We start from the raw sequence: 23,888 nt of genomic DNA, 5'->3' as shown, positions 1-23,888 counted from the left end.
GCCGATTTCAGGCTTTTTTCAACCAGTAGCGGTAAACACCCGCCTCATCTTCTTCACGAAGCAGGGTATGACCGGCCAATCGGGCAAAGGTGCGAAAGTCGCGTTGCGAACCCGCATCGGTGGCGATGACCTTGAGCACCGCGCCACTGGCCAGCCGGTTGAGCTCCATCTTGGCCTTGAGCAACGGCAACGGGCAATTCAGGCCGCTGGCATCCAGTTCAACGTCATGCTCTACAGCGTCGGTCATTGCATCACTCCGGGTCAGGTGGTTGTGTTGCCTAGAATATCTGGTCGCAACGCCGGTGTCCGGCTACAGTAAGGTCTTTGTCGACTAAGGCTTTGTGCATGACTTTTTTGCGCCCCACCCTGCTGACGCTCGCTTGCCTGCTCGCCTCACCGGGCTTTGCCGACGACCTGCCGTCACTCGGCGACGCCAGTTCTGCCATTGTCTCACCGCAACAGGAATACCAGCTCGGTCGCGCCTGGCTGGCAATGTTGCGCAGTCAGGTTTCGCAGCTCAACGATCCTCAGCTCAAGAATTACGTGGAATCCAGCGTTTACCGACTGGTCGAGACCAGCCAGGTCACTGACCGACGCCTGGAATTCATCCTGATCAACAGCCCGCAGCTCAACGCCTTTGCAGCGCCGGGCGGGATCGTCGGGGTGAACGGTGGTTTGTTCCTCAACGCCCAGACCGAGGGCGAATACGCTTCGGTACTGGCGCACGAATTGGCTCACTTGTCGCAGCGCCACTTTGCCCGGGGCGTCGAAGCGCAGCAACGCATGCAAGTACCCATGATGGCTGCATTGCTGGCGGGTATCGTGCTGGCAGCCGCCGGTGGCGGTGACGCCGGGATCGCGGCCATTGCCGGCACACAGGCCGCAGCCATTCAGGAACAGCGGCGATTCTCCCGCCAGAACGAGCAGGAAGCCGACCGTATCGGCATCCTCAATCTGGAAAAGGCCGGTTACGATCCCCGCTCGATGCCAACCATGTTCGAACGGCTGGGGCGTCAGTACCGCTACGATGCCAAGCCACCGGAATTTCTGCTGACCCACCCGGTCACCGAATCGCGTATCGCCGACACCCGCAACCGCGCCGAACAGTTTCCAAAGGGCGGTATCGAAGACAGCATGCGCTACCAACTGATCCGCGCACGCGTACAGCTGATCTATGAAGAAACCCCGGGGCTTGGCGCCAAGCGCTTCCGCGCCCAGCTCGACGAGAACCCGAAAAACGACGTGGCACGCTACGGCCTGGCGATCGCCCAGATCAAGGGCGGCCATCTGAACGAAGCACGGGAAAACCTCAAGCAGTTGCTGGCCAAGTCACCCAACGAAATCATCTACAACCTGGCTCAGGTCGATCTGGATATCACCAATAATCGCCTGGCGGATGCCCAGTCCCGGGTTGACCGGTTGATGGGCCAGTACTCTGGCAACTACCCGCTGAACCAGATTCGCGTCGACCTGCTGCTCAAACAAAACCGTACTGCGGATGCGGAGAAAGCCCTCGAAAGCCTGCTCAAGTCCCGCCCGGATGACCCGGACGTGTGGTATCAGGTTGCCGAGACGCGCGGCCTGTCGGGCAATATCATCGGCCTGCATCAGGCTCGCGCCGAATACTTTGCGCTGGTCGGTGACTACAAACAGGCCATTCAGCAACTGGACTTCGCCAAACGCAGGGCTGGCAGCAACTTCCCGCTGTCTTCGCGGATCGACGCGCGGCAACGCGAGCTGATGGAACAAGAGCGCATGATCAAGGACATGATGGGCTGACGCCCCGGCGACAAAAGGTCCGGACACAAAAAAACCGCCTCTTACGAGGCGGTTTTTTATGCAACCAACAACCGGGTTATTCAGCCAGTTTGAAGGTGATGAAGCTCGCACGCCCCTGACGCAGTACCCGCATCGACACCGAACGGTTCTTTGGCAGCGCCTTGGCGATGTCCGCGAACTCCTTGGTGGAACCGATGGCCTGGTTGTTCAGATGGGTGATCACATCACCCGGCTGCAAGCCGATCATGGCAGCAGGGCCGTCCTGCACTTCCTTGATCAGCACACCACCCTTGAGGTCGTAGGTTTTCTTCTGCTCGTCAGTCAGCTCGACCACGGAAACACCCAGGCGATTACTGCTGCGCTCAATGCTGGATTTTGGCAGCGCATCCAGCTCCTTGCCTTCTTCCGGAATCGCGCCGACCGTCAATTCGACATTCTTGCGCTTGCCGTCACGAATCACTTCCAGATCGGCCTTGTTGCCAGCCTTCAACGCGCCAACCAGATGCGGCAGATCGGCCGACATGACGATTGGCTGACCGTTCATGCTCAGGATCACGTCGCCAACTTGCAGGCCGCCCTTGGCAGCCGGACCATCGTCCTGGATCTGGGCGACCAGCGCACCGGCCGGTTTCTCCAGGCCGAACGACTCGGCCAGGTCCTTGCTCACTTCCTGAATCACGACGCCCAGCCAGCCACGGCTGACCTTGCCACCGGATTTCAGCTGATTGGAAACATCCATGGCCACGTCGATCGGGATTGCAAACGACACGCCCATGAAGCCACCGGAGCGGGTATAGATCTGCGAGTTGATCCCGACCACCTCACCGTTGAGGTTGAACAGCGGACCACCGGAGTTACCCGGGTTGATCGGCACGTCGGTCTGGATGAACGGCACATAGTTTTCGTTCGGCAGGCTGCGACCGACGGCACTGACGATACCTTGGGTCACCGTGTGGTCAAAGCCGAATGGCGAACCGATCGCGACAACCCATTGGCCAGCCTTCAGGTCCTGGGATTTACCGAGCTTGAGCACTGGCAGATCCTTGCCTTCGATTTTCAGCAGCGCCACGTCGGAACGTGGATCGGTACCGATCAGCTTGGCTTTCATTTCGCTGCGATCGGCCAGGCGGACGAGGATTTCGTCAGCATCGGCGATCACGTGATTATTGGTCAGGATATAGCCATCGGAAGAGATGATGAAACCCGAACCCAGGGAGGTTGCCTCGCGCTGACGGTCACGAGGTGAGCGCGATTGTGGCGGCATGCCCCGTTCGAAGAATTCGCGCAGCATCGGTGGCAAGCCTTCGAGGTCGGGCATTTGCTGGTTGACTTTGCGATCCGGCAGCTTTTGCGTGGTACTGATGTTTACGACCGCAGGCGAGGCCTGTTCGACCAGTTGCGTAAAATCAGGCAATTCGACCGCTTGGGCGGTGACCGCCTGACCGAGCACCAGCACGGTGGCAATAATGGAAAGGTAGGACTTCAAGCGTGGTATCGACATACGGCTCCCGTTACGACGAGCATGGTTAAGCGATATGGAGCAAGGAACACCGGGAACAATACGCCGGTATTTTTGTTCCGGGAACAACAAACAAGGCCAGAGCCGAGGGGCTCTGACCTATAAAAAATTTACGGGATTTTTGCAAACTGAAATGCTCACGAAACATTTCAAATTCAGCTCACTGCTTGGTTGCAGCGGCGTCGGTGCGCATTGAAAGCGCTATCCGTTCAGCAGTACCGACCGGTATCTCGCCAACGACAGTCACCATCATGTCGCCCTGTGCCGTGGCCAGGCGCCGGGAAACCGCAACGGTCGGCCCCAACTGAGTACGGGTGTCGGTGACTGTTGCGCCATTCAACGGCTCGAGGAATACCGAAAAACGCGTCAGGCCATCGTCATACATCAGGCTATTGACCTGGGTCTTGGTCTGCGGATCCTTGCGAGCGGTGCTGCTGGTCAGCTCGAAGCCGGGCGGCAACCAGTCGGAACGCCAGACCTGGGCAGCCTTGACGGCAGAGGCCTTGTCACTTTCGAGATTGACCGGCTTGCAATCATTACTGGCCTGCAGGTCTTTTTCGGAAGGGACGTCAGCGGTATCCATTTGCGTGAACTGGAAGCGCTCCAACAACCGCCCCTTGTCGTCCAGTAGCAAGGACTTCAGAGGCAGGCCGGTTTCCTTGTCCAGATGCAGTTCAAAACCATAGCGGTGCTGATCACGGGGTGTCAGCGATACGATCACCGCCGAACGCCCGGCGACACGCGACTTGCCGATGACGGCCAGGTCATACCAATTCTTGAGCTTTTGAGGATCGAGTGCACGGGCGGCGGAGTTCGGGGAGTCCCCAAGCCCTGCTATCAGTGTGCCGCTGACGCATTGGGTTTGCCCATCAATGCGAACGACTTCCTGAGCGGAACCGTCGAGCTGGATCAAACGCTCGCGGACCTTCCCATCCTGGACGCGGTGCCAGATGTTATGGGTAGAAAAACTACCGTTACGCTCGTAGACGAAAGTACCCTGAAAGCTTTGCTGTTGCTCTGCCTGGCCCAGGCGGGTCAACCAGTCCTGGGCTTCACCGGCTTGGGCTGGAACGATGAACCAGCCGCTGAGCAGAAGCGAAAGTAGAGGTATGGCGCGCATGATCCTCCTTAACGGTTTTCCAGACTTGCGGCACGAGCGTAAGGCAGAGCGCTCTCAGTGCCTTTCAATGCAGCCTGTTGTGCGTGTTGGCGCAAGTAACCTGGCAGACGCTGATCGTGCCAGCCTGGCTGACCTTGCAGTACGCCGTTGGCCATTGGGCCAGTAGCATCCGAACTCTCATTGTAGCCTGCCAAAACGGCTGGGCCTTTTACTTGTGGAGCAGCCAGTCCGGGTTGAGCGGATTGCTGGGCCAGTTCGACACCGGCGATCTCATCCTGGTTGTACAGACGCACACCGGCCAGCACCGCCAGGGTCACCGAGGCAGCGACCGCCAGACGACCCAGGCTGCGCCATGGACCACGGGAAGCTTTTGCCGGTACGGCTTCGTCAGCCAGGGCAGCAGAAACAGCCGCGGCGATGTCCAGGCGTGGAAGCAGCAGATCCTTGTGCATCACTGCCCGAGCGATCTGATAACGAGCCCAGGTTTCACGGGTTTCAACATCGTCACAGGCATTCAATACCCGACGCAATTCCAATTCGTCCGCTTCGTTATCCATCACTGCGGACAGCGATTCCTGCAGGGCTTCACGACTCATGGCGTTCCTCTCTTGGCTGTCGCCGCTGTCTTTAGTTTTCCTGCAACAACGGCTGCAGGGCTTTGTCGATGGCCTCCCGGGCGCGGAAAATCCGGGAGCGCACGGTGCCTACCGGACATTGCATGACACTCGCAATGTCCTCGTAACTCAGACCATCAAACTCACGTAAAGTTAAAGCCGTACGCAAATCTTCCGGCAGTTGCTGAATGGTTCGATGGACGGTGCCTTCGATCTCATCCCGCAGCAAAGCCCGTTCTGGCGACTCGAGATCCTTGAGGCCATGATCGCCATCGTAGAACTCTGCATCCTCGGAACTGACATCGCTATCCGGCGGCCGACGGCCGCGTGAAACCAGATAGTTTTTCGCCGTGTTGATGGCGATGCGGTAAAGCCACGTATAAAACGCGCTGTCTCCGCGAAAATTTCCAAGTGCACGGTATGCCTTGATAAAGGCTTCTTGTGCCACATCCTGGGCTTCATGGGTGTCGTGCACGAAACGCACGATCAACCCGAGAATTTTGTGCTGGTATTTCAGCACTAGCAGATCGAAAGCACGCTTGTCGCCGCGCTGAACGCGTTCGACCAGTTGCTGATCCTCTTCCTGGGTTAGCATGAACACTCCTCGATGAGCTCGGAGGAGGCTTGCAGAAGTAAACCACCAGACTTGCAAACATAGACTCGGGCTTTTCGCAAAAGTTCTCCCCCTCCAGGCAAGTTTCCTGCGGGCTCTGATTTGGCACGCACGAAAAGCGCAGCACGAGTTGACCCGGCTGCGCGGATAATCTTGTCATCGGATTCTTCAGCAAGGATCGAACTGCAATCCGGCACTGAAGCCGACACTGTCCCTTGTTTCAGGCAACCGTCTATTGATCTTGGCCCTTTGGCAAAAGTTCCAATTATTTATAGCCGTACCAACCCGACATTGTGCAACCGTGAAGGGAAAAAGACTGTTAAATCGGCGATACAGTCATTCTCGCGCCCAACGGGCAGAAAAACATCCGACGAAGCGACCGATGTTTTGCGTCACGGTAGTTTCACAATGCCATGCTAGCTCGGGTATTGTGCCGCTCCCCCCCTCTATATACTAGTGGGCAGTGCGGCTGCATTGACTCGAAAGTCCAGCTGCGCCACCCCCGACCCGGGTCGCTTTGAGCGGAATCCTGAAATGAGCCAACAGTTTCAACACGATGTTCTGGTAATTGGCAGCGGTGCTGCCGGCTTGAGCCTTGCGCTGACCTTGCCCGGTCATTTGCGCATTGCCGTTCTGAGCAAGGGCAACCTTGCCAATGGCTCGACTTTCTGGGCCCAGGGCGGCGTTGCGGCCGTTCTCGATGACACCGATACCGTTGAGTCCCATGTCGATGACACGCTTAATGCCGGCGGCGGCCTGTGCCATGAGGACGCCGTGCGCTTTACCGTCGAGCACAGCCGGGAAGCGATTCAATGGCTGATCGACCAAGGCGTGCCCTTTACCCGCGATGAACAATCGAGTAACGAAGACGGCGGGTTCGAGTTCCACCTCACCCGCGAGGGCGGTCACAGCCATCGGCGCATCATCCACGCCGCCGATGCCACCGGCGCTGCCATTTTCACCACCCTGCTCGACCAGGCCCGGAAACGACCGAACATCGAACTGCTGGAGCAGCGGGTTGCGGTTGACCTTATTACCGAGAAACGCCTGGGACTCGAAGGTGATCGCTGCCTCGGCGCCTATGTGCTCAATCGCGGCACCGGCGAAGTCGACACCTACGGCGCCCGCTTTGTGATCCTCGCCTCCGGTGGTGCGGCCAAGGTTTACCTCTACACCAGTAACCCTGACGGCGCCTGCGGCGATGGCATCGCCATGGCCTGGCGCTCGGGCTGCCGGGTGGCGAACCTGGAATTCAACCAGTTCCACCCTACTTGCCTGTATCACCCGCAAGCCAAGAGCTTCCTGGTCACCGAAGCCCTGCGAGGCGAAGGTGCCCATCTGAAGCTGCCCAACGGCGAGCGCTTCATGCAGCGCTTCGATCCACGGGCCGAATTGGCCCCACGAGACATCGTCGCCCGGGCCATCGACCATGAAATGAAGCGCCTGGGCGTCGACTGCGTCTATCTGGACATCAGCCACAAACCCGAAGCCTTCATCAAGACGCACTTCCCGACGGTGTACGAACGCTGCCTGGAATTTTCCATCGACATCACCAAACAACCGATCCCGGTGGTCCCGGCGGCGCACTACACCTGCGGCGGCGTGATGGTCGATCAACAGGGTCGCACCGATGTGCCGGGGCTGTATGCCATCGGCGAAACCAGTTTCACCGGCCTGCACGGCGCCAACCGCATGGCCAGCAACTCGCTGCTGGAATGTTTCGTCTATGCCCGCTCGGCGGCCGCGGACATTCTCGAACAGTTGCCCCGGGTTCCGATGCCAACGCCCCTTCCCGCCTGGGATGCGAGCCAGGTCACCGATTCCGATGAAGACGTGATCATTGCGCACAACTGGGATGAGCTGCGGCGATTCATGTGGGACTACGTTGGCATCGTGCGCACCAACAAGCGCCTGCAACGGGCGCAACATCGCGTGCAGCTGTTGCTGGATGAAATCGACGAGTTCTACAGCAACTACAAGGTCAGCCGGGACTTGATCGAGCTGCGCAACCTGGCCCAGGTTGCCGAGCTGATGATTCTGTCAGCCATGGAACGCAAGGAAAGCCGTGGCCTGCATTACACCCTCGACTACCCGGACATGTTGCCGGTCGCGCTGGACACTATTCTGGTACCGCCCACCTACGTCGGCTGAATTTGAGCCGCACCCGCAGGCGTCGGTGCACATCCGCCGCCTGCGTATCCCAGGGTACGCAAATGGCCCTGACCCGGCGCTCGCCCCGTAATCGAAAACGCAGTACCACCACCAACGGCAGCGCCAGGCTGTCCGGCCTTAGTTGCACGGGCTGCCAGCCCTTGGCACGACTCCACAACTGCCAGCCATCGGCATCGTGCCGCAAGCCGCAAAATGCCTGCGGGTGCGTCAGCAGGATCTGCCGGGGCAACAGCCAGGCTCCATGAGCCACGCACAGCACGACGCCGAGCAAGCTGGCCCAGACCGGAATCGACAGTAAAAACAACGAACCCAACGCGAACAGCTGGGCCAGAAGATAGGCCGCCAGCAACTGCCGTGAGGCATGCCAGCGGCATTCGAACCCATTACTTGGGCTGGACACGATCCAGGATCATGCGAACCATGCGTTGCAGCTCAGGATCTTCCGATTCGCTGCGTTCCATGAACCAGCCGAACATGTCCTGATCTTCGCATTCGAGCAACCTGACATAGCAGGCGCGATCAACCTCGTTGAGGTGCCGATAAACCTCTTTCACAAACGGCACCAGCAACACATCAAGCTCAAGCATGCCGCGGCGGCTGTGCCAGTAGAGGCGGTTCAGTTCAACATCTTCGACCATGGAGCGCTCCTCAAATAGGCCGCAAGTATACAGGCCCGCGCCCCGTCGAACAGTCGGCTTTGGTCGGCCACCGTCGAGCCTTTGTTAACTACCCATTTCGAAGGCGGCCCCTTATGATGTCCATCAGACTTTTTACCCTGCGATGACCCATGGCCGATTCTGCTTTTTTCTGCACCCTTTCTCATGAAGGTGTTCTCGCGGTCCGCGGCGCGGACGCCAGCAAATTCCTGCAAGGCCAACTGACCTGCAACCTCAACTACCTGAGCGATTCCCGGGCCAGCCTCGGTGCCCGCTGCACGCAAAAAGGCCGGATGCAATCGAGTTTCCGCATCCTGCTCGAAGGTGACGGCGTGGTCCTGGCCATGGCCACCGAATTGCTCGAACCGCAACTGGCGGACCTGAAAAAATACGCAGTATTTTCCAAGTCGAAACTGACCGACGAAAGTGCCGCCTGGGTCCGCTTCGGCATCGACCATGGCGACGCCGCGCTGGTCAGCCTCGGCCTGGACCTGCCGGCAGAAACCGACAGCGTCGTGCGCAACGATGGACTGATTGCCATACGCGTCTCGCCTGAACGTGCCGAACTGTGGGTTGCCGCCGGTCAAGCCGATGCGGTCAAAGGCAAGCTTTCGGCTGTGCTGAGCGAAGGCGATCTGAATCAATGGCTGCTGGGCCAGGTCCGCGCCGGGATCGGCCAGGTCATGCCCGGTACCCGCGAGCTGTTCATCCCCCAGATGCTCAACCTGCAAGCGGTCGGTGGCGTGAGTTTCAAGAAAGGTTGCTACACCGGGCAGGAAATCGTCGCGCGGATGCAGTACCTGGGCAAACTCAAGCGCCGCCTGTATCGCCTGCAACTGGCTGCCGGCGAACTGCCTGAACCGGGTACCCCGCTGTTTTCCCCGACCCACGGCAGCGCCATCGGCGAAGTGGTGCTGGCGGCCCGCGCCGGACAGAACATTGAACTCCTGGCTGTGTTGCAAGCCGAAGCAGCAGAAAGTGGAGAAATCCACCTGGGCGCGCTCGAAGGGCCGTCCTTGCAGCTGCTCGACCTGCCTTATGAACTGGACCGCGACCGCGAAATCCAGCAATAACGGCAGCACTTGGCGCGACACCTAGAGAGACTAAATGAGCAAGCTGGCGGAAAAGGTCCAACAGGATTTGGTTGAGGCCATCAATAACGATGACCTGGTTCTGCCAACGTTACCGGAAGTGGCCCTGCAGATTCGCAAGGCCGCGGAAAACCCGGAAGTCAGCGTCAGTACCCTGAGCAAAGTGATCGGCCGTGATACCGCGCTGTCGGCACGCCTGATCAAAGTGGTCAACAGCCCACTGTTGCGCGCGACCCAGGAAGTGACCGATCTGCATACCGCGATCACCCGCCTGGGCATCAACTACAGCTGTAACCTGGCGATCGGCCTGGTCATGGAGCAGATTTTCCATGCCCGCTCCGACGTGGTGGAACAGAAAATGCGCGATGTCTGGCGTAAAAGCCTGGAAATCGCCGGCGTCAGCTACGCCTTGTGCCGCAGTTGCACCCGACTAAAGCCCGATCAGGCGGCCCTTGGCGGTCTGGTGCACCAGATCGGCGTGCTGCCGATCCTGACCTACGCCGAAGATCACTACGAGCTGCTGTCCGACCCGGTCAGCCTCAACCATGTGATCGACCGGATTCATCCGCTAATCGGCGAAAAACTGCTCAGGGTCTGGGAATTTCCCGACATGCTGGTGCAAGTGCCGCGGCTATACCTGAACTTCAAGCGCCAGTCTGCGCAGGTCGACTATGTGGATCTGGTGCAGGTGGCCAGCCTGTATTGCCTGCAGGACACCGATCACCCGCTCGCCAGTACCGATGCGTTGAACGTACCGGCCTACAAAGCACTTGGAATCGATTTTGACGACAAGGCGATGTGCGCCGACCTGGAAGAAACGCGCACGATGTTTTACTGATCCTTGTGGCGAGGGGGCTTGCCCCCTCGCCACAGATGTTGTGTTACTCCCCGGAGATAAAACTCACCCGCACCTTCAACCCCGCCCGCTCGCCATCGTGCAGGCTGATCTGGGCCAGATGCGCGCGGCAGATCTCACCGACAATCGCCAACCCCAATCCGGAACCGGCCACTTGCTGATTGCGCCGATAAAAGCGCTCGAATACCCGATCGCGTTCTTCAAGAGGTATGCCGGGGCCATCATCTTCGACTTCCAGCACGGCAGGCGCCGAGACCCGCAGAATCACGTTGCCACCCGGCGGCGTGTGGGCAAGTGCGTTATCCACCAGATTGCTCAGCAGTTCGTTCAATAACGTCGGCTCGCCCCGCAGCCAGACCGGTTCATCCGCCTCCAGCGCCAGCGCGATACCACGCTTGTGGGCCAACGGCGCCATGGCCATGCCCAGTTCCCGTGCCAACTGACTCAGGTCGAGTAACTGCGCGCCGCCCTCGGCAATCGCCCGGGCACCATTTTCGACCCGCGCCAGGGAAAGCAACTGATTGGCCAGATGAGTCAATCGATCAGTGCTCTGGGCGGCATTCTCCAGGGTGCTGCGCCAGACATCGGGCTCAGCCGAGCGCTGGCCCAGCTCCAGGCGCGCCTTGAGTGCCGCCAGCGGCGTGCGCAGTTCGTGGGCGGCGTCGGCGATGAATTGTGCCTGCTTCTCGAACTGGCCACGCAAGCGCTCGGTAAAGTGATTGAGTGCGCGCACCAGCGGCCACAATTCGCGCTGCACTTCCACCAAAGGCAAGGGGCGCAGATCGTCCGGCTGGCGCTCTTCCACCGCCGTGCGCAAGCGCTCCAGCGGGCGCAACGCAGCACTCACCGCGAACCACACCAGCATCAACGCACCGATTGCCAGCATGCCCAGGCGCAGCAAAGTATCCGCCGCCAGACTGCGGGCCATGCTGACGCGCGCTTCATCGGTTTCCGCCACGCGAATTTCCGCCATGCCATTCATGTTCGGCTCGCTCACGGGCTTGAGCAGGCTCACCACGCGCACGTTCTGCCCGCGGTACTGGGCGTTGTAGAAACGTGCAAGCGCCGGATAGTCATCGGTGCGCGGCGTTCCCGGCGGTGGCGCGGGCAGGTTTTCGTAACCGGAAATCAGCTTCTGATTGATGTCGTTGACCAGGTAGAAAATTCGCCCGGCACTGTCGTAGGCAAAGGTATCGAGGGCCACGTAGGGCACGTCGGCACTCAGGGTGCCGTCGCGCTGGGAGACGCCGGCAGCGATGGTTCGCGCCGACGCCAGCAGGGTCCGGTCATAGGCCGTATCGGCAGCTTCGCGTCCGTTCCAGTAGGCGCTCAAACCACTGGCCAGCATCAACACCACCAGCAGCAGCGCCAGGTTCCACAGCAACCTCCAGCGCAGGCTGCTGGGCTTATGCATCGCGGCTTTCCAGCAAGTAACCGAGGCCGCGGAAGGTCACGATGGCGACCGGCTGACCGTCGAGTTTCTTGCGCAGGCGGTGCACGTAGATTTCGATGGCATCGGGGCTGGCTTCTTCGTCGAGGCCGAACACTTGCGACGCCAGCTGCTCCTTGCTCATCACCCGACCGGGGCGCGCGATCAGGGCTTCGAGCACGGCCTGTTCGCGGGAGGTCAGGGTCAGCAATTCTTCCCCGAGGGTGAAACGCCGGGTTTCCAGGTCATAGGCCAGCACACCGCAACGCTGAATGCGCTCACCGCCCAGCACGCTGCGGCGCAACAAGGCTTTGACCCGGGCTTCGAGTTCGGTCAGTTCGAACGGCTTGGCCAGGTAGTCGTCGGCGCCGAGGTTCAGGCCGTGGACCCTATCCTTGACGTCGCTGCGGGCGGTCAGCATCAACACCGGCAGGTTCTTGCCCCGCGCCCGCAAACGCGCCAGCACTTCGAAACCATCCATGCGCGGCAAGCCGACATCGAGGATCGCCATGGCGTATTCCTCGCTGCCCAGCGCCAGGTCGGCCGCCACGCCATCGTGCAGGACGTCCACGGTCAGCCCGGTGCTCTTGAGCGCCTGGGCGACACTTTCGGCGAGCTGCAAATGGTCTTCGACGAGCAGAACACGCATGGATCTTTACCTCATTCCGGGATGGTCGACGCCATTCTCTGGCGCGAAGTTTACAGCCGCAACCGCCGCTGTGAAGCCCGAAAACCGTGAAAGTCAGCTGAAAGGTTAGCGAAAGGTTAGCCCGTTACAGTCCAGCCACGGACAGTTTCGACTGCCGTCGCTGCAGCCACACAGCGATACGAAAAACGCCTCGAAGCGTTTTCGACAAATAAGAACAATAAACGGAGTAAGTCATCCATGCAGTCCTTGCAGACCCAGGCTATCGCGCCTGCCCGCCTCTCCCGTTTCAGCCACACTGCGCTTGCCAGCGCTGCCGCCCTTGCCGGCTTTTCGCCGTTGAGCCAGGCCGCATTCTTCGAAGACAGCTCGGCCACTTTCGAAACCCGCAACATGTACTTCAATCGCGACTTTCGCGACGGCACCAGCGCCCAACAGTCCAAGCGTGACGAGTGGGCCCAGGGGTTCATGCTCAATCTGAAATCAGGCTACACCGACGGCACCGTGGGGTTCGGTGTCGATGCGCTGGGCATGATGGGGGTCAAGCTCGATTCGAGCCCGGACCGTACCGGTACCGGCCTGCTGCCGACCGACGATGGGCGCGCCGTCGACGAATACTCCAAGCTCGGCCTGACCGGCAAAATGAAAATCTCCGCCAGCGAGCTGAAAATCGGCACCCTGATCCCGGAACTGCCGATCCTCAAGCCCAATGACGGGCGCATCCTGCCGCAGACCTTCGAGGGCGGCATGCTGACCTCCAAAGAGATCAAGAACCTGACCTTCACCGGCGGGCGTCTGGATAAAGCCAAGGACCGTGACAGCACCGACTTCGAGGACATTGCCCTCAACAACAAGAACGGCCGTTTCGCTGGCACCGTGGCCGGCAAGCACTTTGATTTTGGCGGCCTGGACTACAAGCTCACCGACAAGATCACCGGCAGCTACCACTTCGCGCAACTCGATGAAGTCTACAACCAGCATTTCCTCGGTTTGATCGCTTCGCAGCCATTTGGCCCCGGCACTTTTGGCACCGACCTGCGGTTTGCCATCAGCGATGACCAGGGCGAGGCCCGTGGCGGCAAGATCGACAACAAGTCCCTCAACGGCCTGGTGAGTTACGCCTTGAGCGGCCACAAATTCAGCGCGGGCTACCAGCACATGTCCGGCGACAGCGCATTCCCGTATGTGGATGGCGCCGACCCGTACCTGGTGAACTTCGTGCAGATCAACGACTTTGCCGGCGCCGAAGAACGCTCCTGGCAAGCGCGTTATGACTTCGACTTCGTCACCCTCGGCGTCCCCGGTCTGACCTTCATGAGCCGTTACGTGAGCGGTGACAACATCAAGCTCAAGAACGGTGACGAAGGCAAAGAGTGGGAACGCAACTCCGAGATTAAATATGTTGTACAAAGCGGCGCGCTCAAGGATGTCGCCGTGCGCCTGCGCAATGCCACCTACCGCTCCAACTACTCTGCTCGCGATGCCGATGAAGTGCGTCTGCTGGTGAGCTATAGCGTTGCCCTTTGGTAATTCAGTGCGTCCATAACAACAACTCCCAAGGAGACTTGAATGAACCTGTCAATGCGTAAAATTGCCCTCGCGGCCAGCGTACTGCTGTTTACCGGCCATGCGCTTGCCGAACCCAAACGCCCGGAATGCATCGCCCCGGCCTCGCCCGGCGGTGGTTTCGACCTGACCTGCAAACTGGCGCAAAGCGCGCTGATCAACGAAAAACTGCTGACCAAACCGATGCGCGTGACCTACATGCCCGGCGGCGTTGGCGCAGTGGCCTACAACGCAGTGGTCGCCCAACGTCCGGCCGATGCCGGCACCCTGGTAGCCTGGTCCAGTGGTTCGCTGCTGAACCTGGCCCAGGGCAAGTTCGGTCGTTTCGATGAAAGCCACGTGCGCTGGCTGGCCGCCGTTGGCACCAGCTATGGCGCCATCGCGGTGAAAAGCGATTCGCCCTACAAGACCCTCGACGATCTGGTCCAGGCACTGAAGAAAGATCCGAGCAAAGTGGTGATCGGCTCCGGCGGCACCGTCGGCAGCCAGGACTGGATGCAAACCGCGCTGATCGCCAAGGCCGCCGGGATCAACCCCCGTGACCTGCGTTACGTTGCCCTCGAAGGTGGCGGCGAGATTGCTACCGCCCTGCTCGGCGGCCACATCCAGGTCGGCAGCACCGACATCTCCGACTCCATGCCGCACATCCAGAGTGGCGACATGCGCCTGCTGGCGGTGTTCTCCGACAAGCGCCTGGACGAGCCGGAAATGAAGGACATTCCGACAGCCCGCGAGCAAGGCTACGACATCGTCTGGCCGGTGGTTCGCGGCTTCTACCTCGGGCCAAAAGTCAGCGATGAAGACTATGCCTGGTGGAAGGATTCCTTCGACAAGCTGCTGGCCTCCCCCGAGTTCGCCAAGCTGCGCGACCAGCGTGAACTGTTCCCGTTCGCCATGACCGGCCCGGAACTGGACACCTACGTGAAGAAGCAGGTTGCGGACTACAAAGTGCTGGCCAAAGAGTTCGGCCTGATCCAGTGATCGCCTCTGTCTAGCGGCCGCGGCTCCGTTTGGCGGAGTCGCGGCACAGGAGTTCCCCATGCTCTTACAACGCATTTTTGCTTCGGTGCTGTTGCTGGCCTGCCTCAGCCTGGTGGCGATGGCCTGGCCCTACCAGGCACCTTTTTCCTACGAACCGATCGGCCCGCGAGCCTTCCCCCTGCTGATGCTGGGACTGATGGGCCTGGCGCTGGTGTACATGGTGTATAGCCCTTCGCCGATCAAGCACACCGATGAAGAGCCACCGCTGGATCGCGAAACCCTGACCAAAATTGGTGTTTGCGTACTGTTGCTGCTGGTCTTCGCCGGGCTGTTCGAACCGCTGGGCTTCATTCTCAGCAGCATGCTGGTTGGCATACCGATGGCTCGCCTGTACGGCGGACGCTGGCTGCCGGGCGCGATAATCATCAGCCTGATGAGCGTCGGTCTGTACCTGCTGTTCGACAAAGTCATGGACGTGCCACTGCCTCTGGGCCTGCTCGACGTTCTGGAGAACTGATATGGATACGCTTGGTTATTTGAGTCACGGCTTCGGCGTCGCACTAACCCCTTACAACCTCTTGACCGCCCTCAGCGGCACGCTGATCGGCACCGTCGTCGGCCTGCTGCCGGGGCTGGGGCCGATCAACGGCGTGGCATTGCTGATCCCGATTGCGTTCGCACTGGGCCTGCCGCCGGAGTCGGCATTGATCCTGCTGGCGGCGGTGTATCTGGGTTGCGAATACGGCGGCCGGATCAGTTCGATCCTGCTGAACATTCCCGGCGAAGCCTCCACCGTGATGACGACCCTCGACGGCTACCCGATGGCCCGTCAAGGCCTGGCCGGTGTTGCCCTGTCGCTGTCGGCCTGGAGTTCGTTCATCGGCGCTTTCATTGCCACCTGCGGGATGGTGGTGTTCGCGCCGATACTGGCGAAATGGGCGATTGCCTTCGGCCCGGCGGAATACTTCGTGCTGATGGTGTTTGCGATTGTCTGTCTCGGCGGCATGGCCGGCGACCGCCCGCTCAAGACCTTCATCGCCGCGCTGATCGGGCTGTTTCTGTCGACGGTCGGCATTGATGCCAACAGCGGTGTGTACCGCTTCACCGGCGATAACATCCACCTCACCGACGGCATTCAATTCGTAGTGCTGGTGCTGGGCCTGTTCTCCATCAGTGAAATCCTGTTGCTGCTGGAAAAAACCCACCGTGGCCAGGAAGCCTTCCAGGCGACCGGGCGCATGCTGTTCAACTTCAAGGAAGCCGCTTCGGTGTTCTGGGTGAACATGCGTTGTGGCGTGCTCGGCTTCATCATGGGCGTACTGCCGGGTGCCGGAGCGACGCTGGCCAGTGCGGTGGCCTACATGACCGAGAAACGCATTGCCGGCCCAAGCGGCAAATTCGGCCAGGGCGACAAACGCGGCCTCGCTGCCCCGGAAACCGCCATCGGTGCCGAAGCCTGCGGCGCGCTGGTGCCGATGCTGACCCTCGGCGTTCCCGGCTCGGGTACCACGGCGGTGATGATCGGTGCGCTGTCGCTGTACAACATCACACCCGGCCCCCTGCTGTTCCAACAGCAACCGGACATCGTCTGGGGCCTGATTGCGTCATTGTTTATCGCCAACATCATGCTGGTGATCCTCAATATCCCGATGATCCGCATCTTCACCAAAATCCTCGCCGTGCCGAACTGGGCGCTGGTGCCGATGATTGCGATCATCACCGCTATCGGCGTGTACGCGGTGCATGCCACCACCTTCGACCTGTTCCTGATGATCGGTATCGGCATCTTCGGCTACATCCTGCGCAAGCTCGACTTCCCGCTGTCGCCGGTGCTACTGGGTTTCATTCTTGGCGGCTTGATGGAGCAGAACCTGCGTCGGGCGCTGTCGATCTCCAACGGTTCGCTGGACATCCTCTGGTCGAGCGGCATCACCGTCGGTGTCTGGGGGTTGATCGTGGTCATGCTGCTGGTGCCGATTGTGCGGATCTGGCGTAAACGCTCAGTGGCGCAACGCGTTGTCGCCGATGTCTGATCGGTCCCCCTTCAAACTCTGGTGGGGAACCCCGCTGGTCGGCCTGCTGGGCGGTTATCTCGCCAGCCAGGTCGGCTGGCCTTTGCCGTGGATGGTCGGCTCGTTGCTGGCGATCATCCTCGTGCGCTGCCTGACACCCTGGCAATTGGCCGAAATCCCTGGCGGACGCAAGTGCGGCCAGTGGATCGTCGGTATCGGCATTGGCCTGCACTTCACCCCGGTGGTGATGGAGCAGGTGCTGAGTCATTTCGGTTTGATTTTCTTTGGTGCGTTGGTCACCAGCCTGTCCGCCGTGGTCGGCGTGTGGCTGATGCGCCGTACCGGAGAAGATCGCGCCACGGCGTTCTTTTCCAGCATGCCCGGCGGTTCCGGGGAGATGGTCAACCTCGGCGCCCGCAATGGTGCGGTACTCAGCCGTGTGGCGGCGGGGCAGAGTTTGCGGGTGTTGGTCGTGGTGCTGTGCGTACCGGCAGCCTTCAAGTATTTGTTGGGCGACGGTGCGCCGACTTTCCACGCTGGCAGCATCGATTGGCGCTGGCTGGCGGTGTTGTTTCCCGCTGGCGCGTTGGCGGCCTGGATCTGGGAGCGCCTGCGTCAACCCAACCCCTGGCTGTTCGGGCCGTTGCTGGTCAGTGCGGCCGTCAGCATCGGCGGGGACCTGCACATCGGCTTGCCCGACGGCGGTAGCCAGATTGGCCAATGGTTGATCGGCAGCGGTCTGGGCTGTCACTTCAACCGGCAGTTTTTCCGGCGTGCGCCGTCGTTCATGGGGCGCACCCTGATCGGCACGGTGTTGACCATGCTGATCGCCACGGCGGCGGCATTGGGTTTGAGTGCGCTGACCCATCTGGATCTGCGTTCACTGACCTTGGGCATGATGCCCGGCGGGATTGCCGAGATGAGCCTGACAGCGGAAACCCTGCAACTGTCGGTGCCGCTGGTGACGGCGATGCAGGTGATGCGGCTGTTGTTTGTGTTGTTTCTGGCGGAGCCGTTGTTCAAGTACTGGAACCGGGGTCCGGATTCAGTCTGATAGACCGAGTTGCCTTCATCGCGAGCAAGCTCGCTCCCACAGGGTTCGCGTGATCCTTGTGGGAGCGAGCTTGCTCGCGATGGGGCCCTCTTGCTCAGCCCATCAAACCGGCGGCAACCGCCACTCGATCGGCGTCTCGCCATTCTGTTCCAGAAACTTGTTGGTCCGGCTGAAGTGCCCGCAACCGAGAAAGCCGCGATAGGCCGACAGCGGTGACGGATGCACCGAGGTCAACACCAGATGCTTGGTCGCATCGATCAGCTTCTGCTTGCTCTGGGCATGGGCGCCCCACAGCATGAAGACCAGGTGCGGTTGCTGTTGGCTGACCACTTCAATGATTCGATCCGTGAAAAACTGCCAGCCCTTGTCCTTGTGCGCATTGGCGTTGGCACGCTCCACGGTCATGGTGGTATTGAGCATCAACACGCCCTGCTCGGCCCAGCTTTGCAAGTAGCCATGGCTGGGAATGTCGATGTTCAGGTCGCGTTTGAGTTCTTTGTAAATGTTCACCAGCGACGGCGGCGCCGGCACGCCCGGTTGCACCGAGAAGCACAAGCCATGGGCCTGGCCCGGGCCGTGATAAGGGTCCTGCCCGAGGATCACTACCTTGACCTTGTCCAGCGGCGTGGAATTGAGCGCGTTGAAAATCATCGGCCCCGGCGGATAGATCTCCTTACCGGCCGCCCGCTCCTGTTGCAGGAAGTTTCGCAACTCTGCCATGTAGGGCTGGTCGAATTCGGCACGCAGTGCCTCCTTCCAGCCCGGTTCGAGTTTGATACGGTCGTCAGCAGTCATGGTTACATCCGGCAAAAACAATGGGGCGAACCCTAGGAAAGCGCATCACGCTTGTCAATTGATCTGACGCAGATCCGGCACTTTCCCACACAGCGATCATACTTAACCCTCAAATTCCCGATCGAGGTCACGATGAATCTGCACTTCGAAGAACTCACCGGCACCGACGGCGCGCGCATCGGCATCGCCAGCCTGGATGCCGAAAAGTCCCTGAACGCCCTGTCCCTGCCGATGATAAACGCCCTGCGCGACCGAATGGGGGCCTGGGCCAAGGACCCGCAGATCGTCTGCGTTCTGTTGCGCGGCAATGGTGCCAAGGCCTTTTGCGCCGGCGGCGAAGTGCGCAGCCTGGTGGAAGCCTGTCGCGTCCATCCGGGCGAAGTACCGCCACTGGCCGCGCAGTTCTTTGCTGCGGAATATCGCCTGGACTTCAAACTTCATACCTACCCGAAACCGCTGATCTGCTGGGGCCACGGCTATGTGCTCGGCGGTGGCATGGGACTGTTGCAAGGGGCAGGCATTCGCATCGTCACGCCGAGCAGCCGCTTGGCCATGCCGGAGATCAGCATCGGCCTGTACCCGGACGTTGGCGCCAGTTGGTTTCTGTCGCGCCTGCCCGGCAAGCTCGGGTTGTTCCTGGGCCTGACCGGTGCGCACATGAACGGCCGCGATGCCATTGACCTGGACCTGGCCGATCGTTTCCTGCTCGATGAGCAGCAGCCGGAATTGATCGAAGGCCTGTTGCAATTGAACTGGCAGGAACAGACACCCATGCAGCTCAACAGCCTGCTCAAGGCCTTGCAGCAGGAAGCCGTGGCGCAGATGCCCGAAGCCCAGTGGCTGCCGCGCCGCCAGCAGATCGACGAACTGCTGGATGTCAGCGACGTGCGTTGCGCCTGGAAGGCCATCAGCGCCTTGCGCGATCACACCGACCTGTTGCTGAGCCGCGCCGCCAGGACCCTGAGCGAAGGCGCTCCGCTGACCGCTCGTCTGGTGTGGGAGCAGATCATTCGAGCCCGACACCTGTCATTGGCCGAAGTCTTCCAGATGGAATACACCCTGAGCCTCAACTGCTGTCGGCATCCGGAATTCAGCGAAGGCGTACGTGCCCGGCTGATCGACAAGGACCAGAAGCCGCACTGGCACTGGCCGGACATCAACAACGTGCCGGACGCGGTGGTAGAGGCGCATTTTCACAAGGCTTGGGAAGGTCGGCATCCGCTGGCGGATTTGTCCGAATACTGAAAACTGCACACAACACTGTGGGAGCGGGCTTGCTCGCGAAAGCGTCATCTCAGCAACATTGATGTTGACTGACACTCCGCCTTCGCGAGCAAGCTCGCTCCCACATTCAGAGTTGTGTTTTGTACAAAGCTATCGGTGGCCGCCCCGCCCGCTGCGATAGCCTCGACCGTTACCGCGATAGTCGTTGTTCCAGTTCCCGCGGTTACGGCCGTCCCAGCCATGGTTGTGATGCGTGCGGTAGTCGCCACGCGACGGCTGATAGTAACGAGGGGCCGACTGGTAATGGCGCGATGGTTGATACATCCGCGGCTGCGAGTAATAGCGCGACGGTTGATAGATCCGTGGCTGTGAGTAATAGCGCGGTGTCGGCTGGTAATACCGCGCTGGCGGCACGTAGTACCGGGGCGGCGGTGTGTAGTAACCGCCACCATTGGAGTAGTAGGAACTCCCCCCGGCGTAATAGGTTGGCGATGGCGAGGTATAGACCTCGGAACTGTAGTAACTGCCTCCTTCATCGTAATAAGGCACGCACCCACCAAGGGACAATCCCAACACAGCTAACAGAAGAATTCGACAGAGCATGGCGGCCTCCTGGACCGCGGGTAAGCCACACCAGCGACGCTGGCAGGCGACAGACAAATGTTCGGTGACTGTCGAAAGATCAGACACCGAATTCGGAATCTGGTGCGCCCTTGAAACAAGTGGAAACATCTGGCCGATGAAAGGTTTTTCATCCATTCGCGCCCTGATTAACGGTGACCACCTCGATGTCCACCACCATGATGTCCGCCGCCATGATGTCCGCCGCCGTGGCCACGGTAGTAACCATGCCCACCGTAGTAATAGGCGCGATAACCACCGTAATAACGCGGACCGTAGTAACCGTAGTAATAGGGCGAGTAGTAGCCGGGGTAGTAATAAGGTCCCCCGTAGACGTCGGCAGGACCGGCGTAGTAGTAGCAGCCAGACAATCCAAGACCCAGTACTGCACCTAACAATAATCGACGCAACATGGCGGCCTCCGTAAAGACCTGTAACAGCAGTCGGCACGCTCCGACTTACACCTGTTTTGACTGGCAATCCCCTGCCAAGTGCGACGTCACACCCACCGTCTGATCAGCGGCGGACAGGTTCCAATGCGGTGCACACGAGCACCATCAAAGTGCCGCCTCATTCACGCTGGCGGCGGGCGTAACCCTTCGTGGAATGTGGGAACGACCATTCGCGGCACACATAGAGCAGTTATTTCCCCGCAGTGCCATTAGAATGCGACCATCGGATGACTGCCAATGGAACTGCCATGCCGCTTCGCTCGCCGCTGTACTCTCAACGTTCGTTGGTGCTCACGCTGGTCGCATTGCTGGGCGCAGGTTTCCTCGCCACCTCCTTCCTCAGTTACTACGCCTCCCGGGCCTCGATCCGCGACAACATCGTCAACACCGAACTGCCGCTGACATCGGATACGGTCTACTCGGAAATCCAGAAAGACCTCGTCAGGCCAATCCTGATTTCCTCGATGATGGCCCGCGACACCTTCATGCGCGACTGGGTGGTCAATGGTGAAAAGGACTCCGACCAGATGACCCGTTACCTCAACGAGGTCATGACCCACTACGGCGCCTACACCGCGTTCTTCGTCTCCAACACCAGCCTGACCTACTACCACGCCAAGGGTGTGCTCAAGCAGGTCAAGACCACCGAGCCCCGCGATGCCTGGTACTTCCGTGTGCGGGACATGAAGGATCCGTACGAGATCAACGTCGACCCGGACCTCGCCAACAAGGACAACCTGACCTTCTTCATCAACTACAAGGTCTACGACTACAACAGCCGATTCATCGGCGCGGCCGGGGTTGGCCTGACCGTCGATGCCGTGATCAAGCTGATCGACAAGTACCAGCAGCGCTATCAACGCAGTGTGTATTTCGTCGACAACTTCGGGCGCCTGGTGCTCACCGGCGCCGAAGGGGGTCCGCAGGGTGCGCACATCGGGCAGAAACTCAGTGAACTCGACAGCATGAAAGACCTGGTCAGCCGGCTGCCCAAACCCCACAGCGGCAGCTATGAATACTCCGTGCAGGGCCAGGGACATTTCCTCAACGTGCGGTTTATCCCGGAGCTGAACTGGTACCTGTTCGTCGACAAACGCGAAGACAGCGCCCTCGGTGAAATCCGCCAGTCGCTGTACCTCAACCTGCTGATCTGCCTGCTGGTCACCTTGATCGTGCTGGCCCTGCTCAACCGGGTGATCAAACGCTATCAGGACAAGATCCAGGCCCAGGCCATCCTCGACAGCCTGACCGAACTGCCCAACCGTCGCGGCTTCGACCTGCTGGCCGCGCAGGCCATGCACGAAGCCCGGCGCGAGCCCAAGCCGCTGACCGCTTTGCTGCTGGACCTGGACCACTTCAAGGCGCTGAACGACACCTACGGCCACCTGGCCGGCGACCAGGTACTGATCGGTTTCGCCCGGGATCTGGAAAGTTGCCTGCGGCACTCCGACATCGTCTGCCGCTGGGGTGGTGAAGAGTTCATCGTGCTGCTCAAGGACACCGACGGTAAGACAGGTCTGATGATTGCCGAGAAAATTCGTCAGCACGTAGAGGAACAGCGCTATGCCTACAACAGTCAGGCCTTGCATGTGACCGTCAGCATCGGCATCACCACCCAGCAGCCCGATGATACCTTGCACAGCCTGCTGTCACGGGCGGATCATGCGATGTATCGGGCCAAGCAAACTGGCCGTAACCGAACCTGCGTGGAAAAACCTCACTTCAGCTATGAACCAGCCTGACTTCTGCCCGGCCTGCGGTGCACCCAACGACTGCACCCTGGCCGACCCGCGAACCGCCGACCGCGCCTGCTGGTGCTACGGCGTCAGCATCGACCCGGCTGTGCTCCAGGCGCTGCCGGTGGAACTGCGCGACGCCTCGTGCCTGTGCCCGCGCTGCGCTGAGGTCGAGGCGCAGTTGCAAGCAGCGTCCGGGTCGATCAAGTAAGATGCGCGCCCCTGTCCTTACCGATCCTTAAGTCATGCGTGTCGACCGTTTCCTCAGCAACCTGCCGTGCTTCAACCGTAAGCAGGTACGCCTGTTGCTGGTGGAAAAACGCGTCAGGGTTGACGGAAAAGTCGTCAGCGACCCGCACAGCGAAGTCCGCGAATTCAGCCGCGTCGAAGTCGACAACGAGGTGCTGCAAGTCGGTAAACCCCTGCGCCATTTCATGTTGCACAAGCCCGCCGGATGCGTCAGCGCCACCCGGGATCCGCAGCACCCGACCGTGCTCGATTTGATCCATGAACCGGACAAGGACGAACTGCACATCGCCGGACGCCTGGACTTCAACACCACCGGCCTGATGCTGATCACCAACGACGGCAGCTGGTCGCGGCGCCTGACCCAACCGCAGACCAAACTGCCCAAGGTCTATTACGTCGAAACCGAGCAGGACATCGGCCCCGAATACGCGATCAAATTCAACGAAGGGCTGTACTTCGCCTTCGAAGACCTCACCACGCAACCCGCCGGGCTAGAGCTGCTCGGGCCAAAATGCGCACGCCTGAGCATCGTCGAGGGCCGCTATCACCAGGTCAAGCGCATGTTCGGCCACTTCGACAACAAGGTGATGCGCCTGCATCGCGAACGCATGGGGTCACTGGTGCTCGACGACACCTTGAAACCGGGCGAATACCGCCCGCTGACCGACGAAGAGATCGGATCGATCTAAGCGCGCGACCGCTC

The 23,888-nt window shown here is 60.3% G+C and carries 25 protein-coding genes; 13 read left to right on the top strand and 12 right to left on the bottom strand.

Translation table 11 applies throughout. The annotated features are described in order from the left end of the window. Positions 1-7: 7 nt before the first annotated feature. On the bottom strand, positions 8-247 hold the full coding sequence (locus tag AC1Q6Y_RS13000) for a sulfurtransferase TusA family protein (protein WP_007979782.1): 240 nt from the start codon (positions 245-247) through the stop codon (positions 8-10). 98 nt (positions 248-345) lie between these two features. Between AC1Q6Y_RS13000 and AC1Q6Y_RS12995 the strand changes: the two genes are divergently transcribed. Further along, positions 346-1,779: a M48 family metalloprotease gene (locus tag AC1Q6Y_RS12995; protein WP_150814285.1), complete on the top strand. Its 1,434-nt coding sequence runs from the start codon at positions 346-348 to the stop codon at positions 1,777-1,779. Between the two features lie 76 nt (positions 1,780-1,855). Here the strand turns inward: AC1Q6Y_RS12995 and AC1Q6Y_RS12990 are convergent, their stop codons facing one another. The 4 genes from AC1Q6Y_RS12990 to rpoE all read right to left on the bottom strand — a co-directional run bounded on the left by AC1Q6Y_RS12990 (position 1,856) and on the right by rpoE (position 5,627). Then, a complete protein-coding gene (locus tag AC1Q6Y_RS12990; protein WP_090453675.1) occupies positions 1,856-3,280 on the bottom strand; it encodes a DegQ family serine endoprotease in 1,425 nt (474 codons plus the stop codon). A gap of 178 nt (positions 3,281-3,458) precedes the next feature. Beyond that, positions 3,459-4,418, bottom strand: a complete 960-nt coding sequence (locus AC1Q6Y_RS12985) for a MucB/RseB C-terminal domain-containing protein (RefSeq protein ID WP_489339938.1) — start codon at positions 4,416-4,418, stop codon at positions 3,459-3,461. An 8-nt stretch (positions 4,419-4,426) separates the two neighbouring features. Continuing rightward, positions 4,427-5,014: a sigma-E factor negative regulatory protein gene (locus AC1Q6Y_RS12980; RefSeq protein ID WP_057716023.1), complete on the bottom strand. Its 588-nt coding sequence runs from the start codon at positions 5,012-5,014 to the stop codon at positions 4,427-4,429. Between the two features lie 31 nt (positions 5,015-5,045). Beyond that, positions 5,046-5,627, bottom strand: a complete 582-nt coding sequence (rpoE, locus tag AC1Q6Y_RS12975) for an RNA polymerase sigma factor RpoE/AlgU (RefSeq protein ID WP_003172477.1) — start codon at positions 5,625-5,627, stop codon at positions 5,046-5,048. A 552-nt stretch (positions 5,628-6,179) separates the two neighbouring features. On the opposite strand from rpoE, the gene nadB reads away from it, so the two are divergent. Further along, positions 6,180-7,796 (top strand): L-aspartate oxidase, encoded by a 1,617-nt coding sequence (gene nadB / locus AC1Q6Y_RS12970; protein WP_090453671.1) that lies wholly within the window; start codon positions 6,180-6,182, stop codon positions 7,794-7,796. Here nadB and AC1Q6Y_RS12965 read toward each other — a convergent pair. Both AC1Q6Y_RS12965 and AC1Q6Y_RS12960 read right to left on the bottom strand, forming a co-directional pair. After that, on the bottom strand, positions 7,765-8,217 hold the full coding sequence (locus AC1Q6Y_RS12965; RefSeq protein ID WP_492624661.1) for a protein YgfX: 453 nt from the start codon (positions 8,215-8,217) through the stop codon (positions 7,765-7,767). The two genes, nadB and AC1Q6Y_RS12965, sit on opposite strands and share 32 nt — an antisense overlap. Beyond that, the gene (locus AC1Q6Y_RS12960; RefSeq protein WP_057716026.1) at positions 8,201-8,455 is read right to left on the bottom strand and encodes an FAD assembly factor SdhE; all 255 of its coding nucleotides are present in this window, start codon (positions 8,453-8,455) and stop codon (positions 8,201-8,203) included. The genes AC1Q6Y_RS12965 and AC1Q6Y_RS12960 overlap by 17 nt, the downstream gene beginning before the upstream one ends. A gap of 149 nt (positions 8,456-8,604) precedes the next feature. Here AC1Q6Y_RS12960 and ygfZ point away from each other — a divergent pair, with 149 nt between their 5' ends. Further along, the gene (gene ygfZ / locus AC1Q6Y_RS12955; protein ID WP_492624660.1) at positions 8,605-9,546 is read left to right on the top strand and encodes a CAF17-like 4Fe-4S cluster assembly/insertion protein YgfZ; all 942 of its coding nucleotides are present in this window, start codon (positions 8,605-8,607) and stop codon (positions 9,544-9,546) included. 34 nt (positions 9,547-9,580) lie between these two features. Next, entirely contained in the window at positions 9,581-10,402 is an 822-nt protein-coding gene (locus AC1Q6Y_RS12950) for an HDOD domain-containing protein (protein ID WP_057716028.1), read from the top strand. 43 nt (positions 10,403-10,445) lie between these two features. Here the strand turns inward: AC1Q6Y_RS12950 and AC1Q6Y_RS12945 are convergent, their stop codons facing one another. Both AC1Q6Y_RS12945 and AC1Q6Y_RS12940 read right to left on the bottom strand, forming a co-directional pair. Beyond that, a complete protein-coding gene (locus AC1Q6Y_RS12945) occupies positions 10,446-11,834 on the bottom strand; it encodes a sensor histidine kinase (RefSeq protein WP_057716029.1) in 1,389 nt (462 codons plus the stop codon). Then, positions 11,827-12,498 (bottom strand): response regulator, encoded by a 672-nt coding sequence (locus AC1Q6Y_RS12940; protein WP_007979804.1) that lies wholly within the window; start codon positions 12,496-12,498, stop codon positions 11,827-11,829. Before AC1Q6Y_RS12940 ends, AC1Q6Y_RS12945 begins: the two co-directional genes overlap by 8 nt. Before the next feature lie 237 nt (positions 12,499-12,735). On the opposite strand from AC1Q6Y_RS12940, the gene AC1Q6Y_RS12935 reads away from it, so the two are divergent. The 5 genes from AC1Q6Y_RS12935 to AC1Q6Y_RS12915 are packed head-to-tail and all read left to right on the top strand — an operon-like array spanning position 12,736 to position 18,108. Further along, positions 12,736-14,025 carry an OprD family porin gene (locus tag AC1Q6Y_RS12935; RefSeq protein WP_492624659.1) on the top strand — a complete coding sequence of 430 codons (1,290 nt, stop codon included), beginning with the start codon at positions 12,736-12,738 and terminating at the stop codon, positions 14,023-14,025. 39 nt (positions 14,026-14,064) lie between these two features. Then, positions 14,065-15,042 (top strand): Bug family tripartite tricarboxylate transporter substrate binding protein, encoded by a 978-nt coding sequence (locus tag AC1Q6Y_RS12930; RefSeq protein ID WP_090453661.1) that lies wholly within the window; start codon positions 14,065-14,067, stop codon positions 15,040-15,042. A gap of 58 nt (positions 15,043-15,100) precedes the next feature. Then, positions 15,101-15,559, top strand: coding sequence for a tripartite tricarboxylate transporter TctB family protein (locus AC1Q6Y_RS12925; RefSeq protein WP_492624658.1), 459 nt, complete (start codon positions 15,101-15,103; stop codon positions 15,557-15,559). A gap of 1 nt (position 15,560) precedes the next feature. Further along, the gene (locus tag AC1Q6Y_RS12920; RefSeq protein WP_492624657.1) at positions 15,561-17,075 is read left to right on the top strand and encodes a tripartite tricarboxylate transporter permease; all 1,515 of its coding nucleotides are present in this window, start codon (positions 15,561-15,563) and stop codon (positions 17,073-17,075) included. Beyond that, complete coding sequence (locus tag AC1Q6Y_RS12915) at positions 17,068-18,108, top strand: AbrB family transcriptional regulator (RefSeq protein WP_492624656.1); 1,041 nt, start codon at positions 17,068-17,070, stop codon at positions 18,106-18,108. The genes AC1Q6Y_RS12920 and AC1Q6Y_RS12915 overlap by 8 nt, the downstream gene beginning before the upstream one ends. 102 nt (positions 18,109-18,210) lie before the next feature. Here AC1Q6Y_RS12915 and ung read toward each other — a convergent pair whose 3' ends face one another. Next, entirely contained in the window at positions 18,211-18,903 is a 693-nt protein-coding gene (gene ung / locus AC1Q6Y_RS12910; RefSeq protein ID WP_218495106.1) for a uracil-DNA glycosylase, read from the bottom strand. Between the two features lie 132 nt (positions 18,904-19,035). On the opposite strand from ung, the gene dspII reads away from it, so the two are divergent. Beyond that, positions 19,036-20,148 carry an enoyl-CoA hydratase/isomerase DspII gene (dspII, locus tag AC1Q6Y_RS12905; protein ID WP_057716035.1) on the top strand — a complete coding sequence of 371 codons (1,113 nt, stop codon included), beginning with the start codon at positions 19,036-19,038 and terminating at the stop codon, positions 20,146-20,148. A 129-nt stretch (positions 20,149-20,277) separates the two neighbouring features. Here dspII and AC1Q6Y_RS12900 read toward each other — a convergent pair whose 3' ends face one another. Both AC1Q6Y_RS12900 and AC1Q6Y_RS12895 read right to left on the bottom strand, forming a co-directional pair. Then, on the bottom strand, positions 20,278-20,730 hold the full coding sequence (locus tag AC1Q6Y_RS12900; protein WP_150814277.1) for a DUF1517 domain-containing protein: 453 nt from the start codon (positions 20,728-20,730) through the stop codon (positions 20,278-20,280). Positions 20,731-20,897: 167 nt separating this feature from the next. Continuing rightward, complete coding sequence (locus AC1Q6Y_RS12895) at positions 20,898-21,161, bottom strand: hypothetical protein (RefSeq protein WP_492624655.1); 264 nt, start codon at positions 21,159-21,161, stop codon at positions 20,898-20,900. 287 nt (positions 21,162-21,448) lie between these two features. Between AC1Q6Y_RS12895 and AC1Q6Y_RS12890 the strand changes: the two genes are divergently transcribed. From AC1Q6Y_RS12890 to AC1Q6Y_RS12880, 3 genes are read left to right on the top strand one after another with little or no spacing between them, the layout of a single operon-like run. Further along, a complete protein-coding gene (locus AC1Q6Y_RS12890; RefSeq protein ID WP_340316631.1) occupies positions 21,449-22,942 on the top strand; it encodes a sensor domain-containing diguanylate cyclase in 1,494 nt (497 codons plus the stop codon). After that, positions 22,929-23,147 carry a cysteine-rich CWC family protein gene (locus AC1Q6Y_RS12885; RefSeq protein ID WP_154947601.1) on the top strand — a complete coding sequence of 73 codons (219 nt, stop codon included), beginning with the start codon at positions 22,929-22,931 and terminating at the stop codon, positions 23,145-23,147. Before AC1Q6Y_RS12890 ends, AC1Q6Y_RS12885 begins: the two co-directional genes overlap by 14 nt. 34 nt (positions 23,148-23,181) lie before the next feature. Beyond that, a complete protein-coding gene (locus AC1Q6Y_RS12880; protein WP_102672061.1) occupies positions 23,182-23,874 on the top strand; it encodes a pseudouridine synthase in 693 nt (230 codons plus the stop codon). The last annotated feature ends 14 nt before the right edge of the window (positions 23,875-23,888 follow it).

It is taken from the genome of Pseudomonas sp. GW823-FHT06E10 (assembly GCF_058794995.1).
This window is presented reverse-complemented; position numbering and strand designations above follow the sequence as displayed.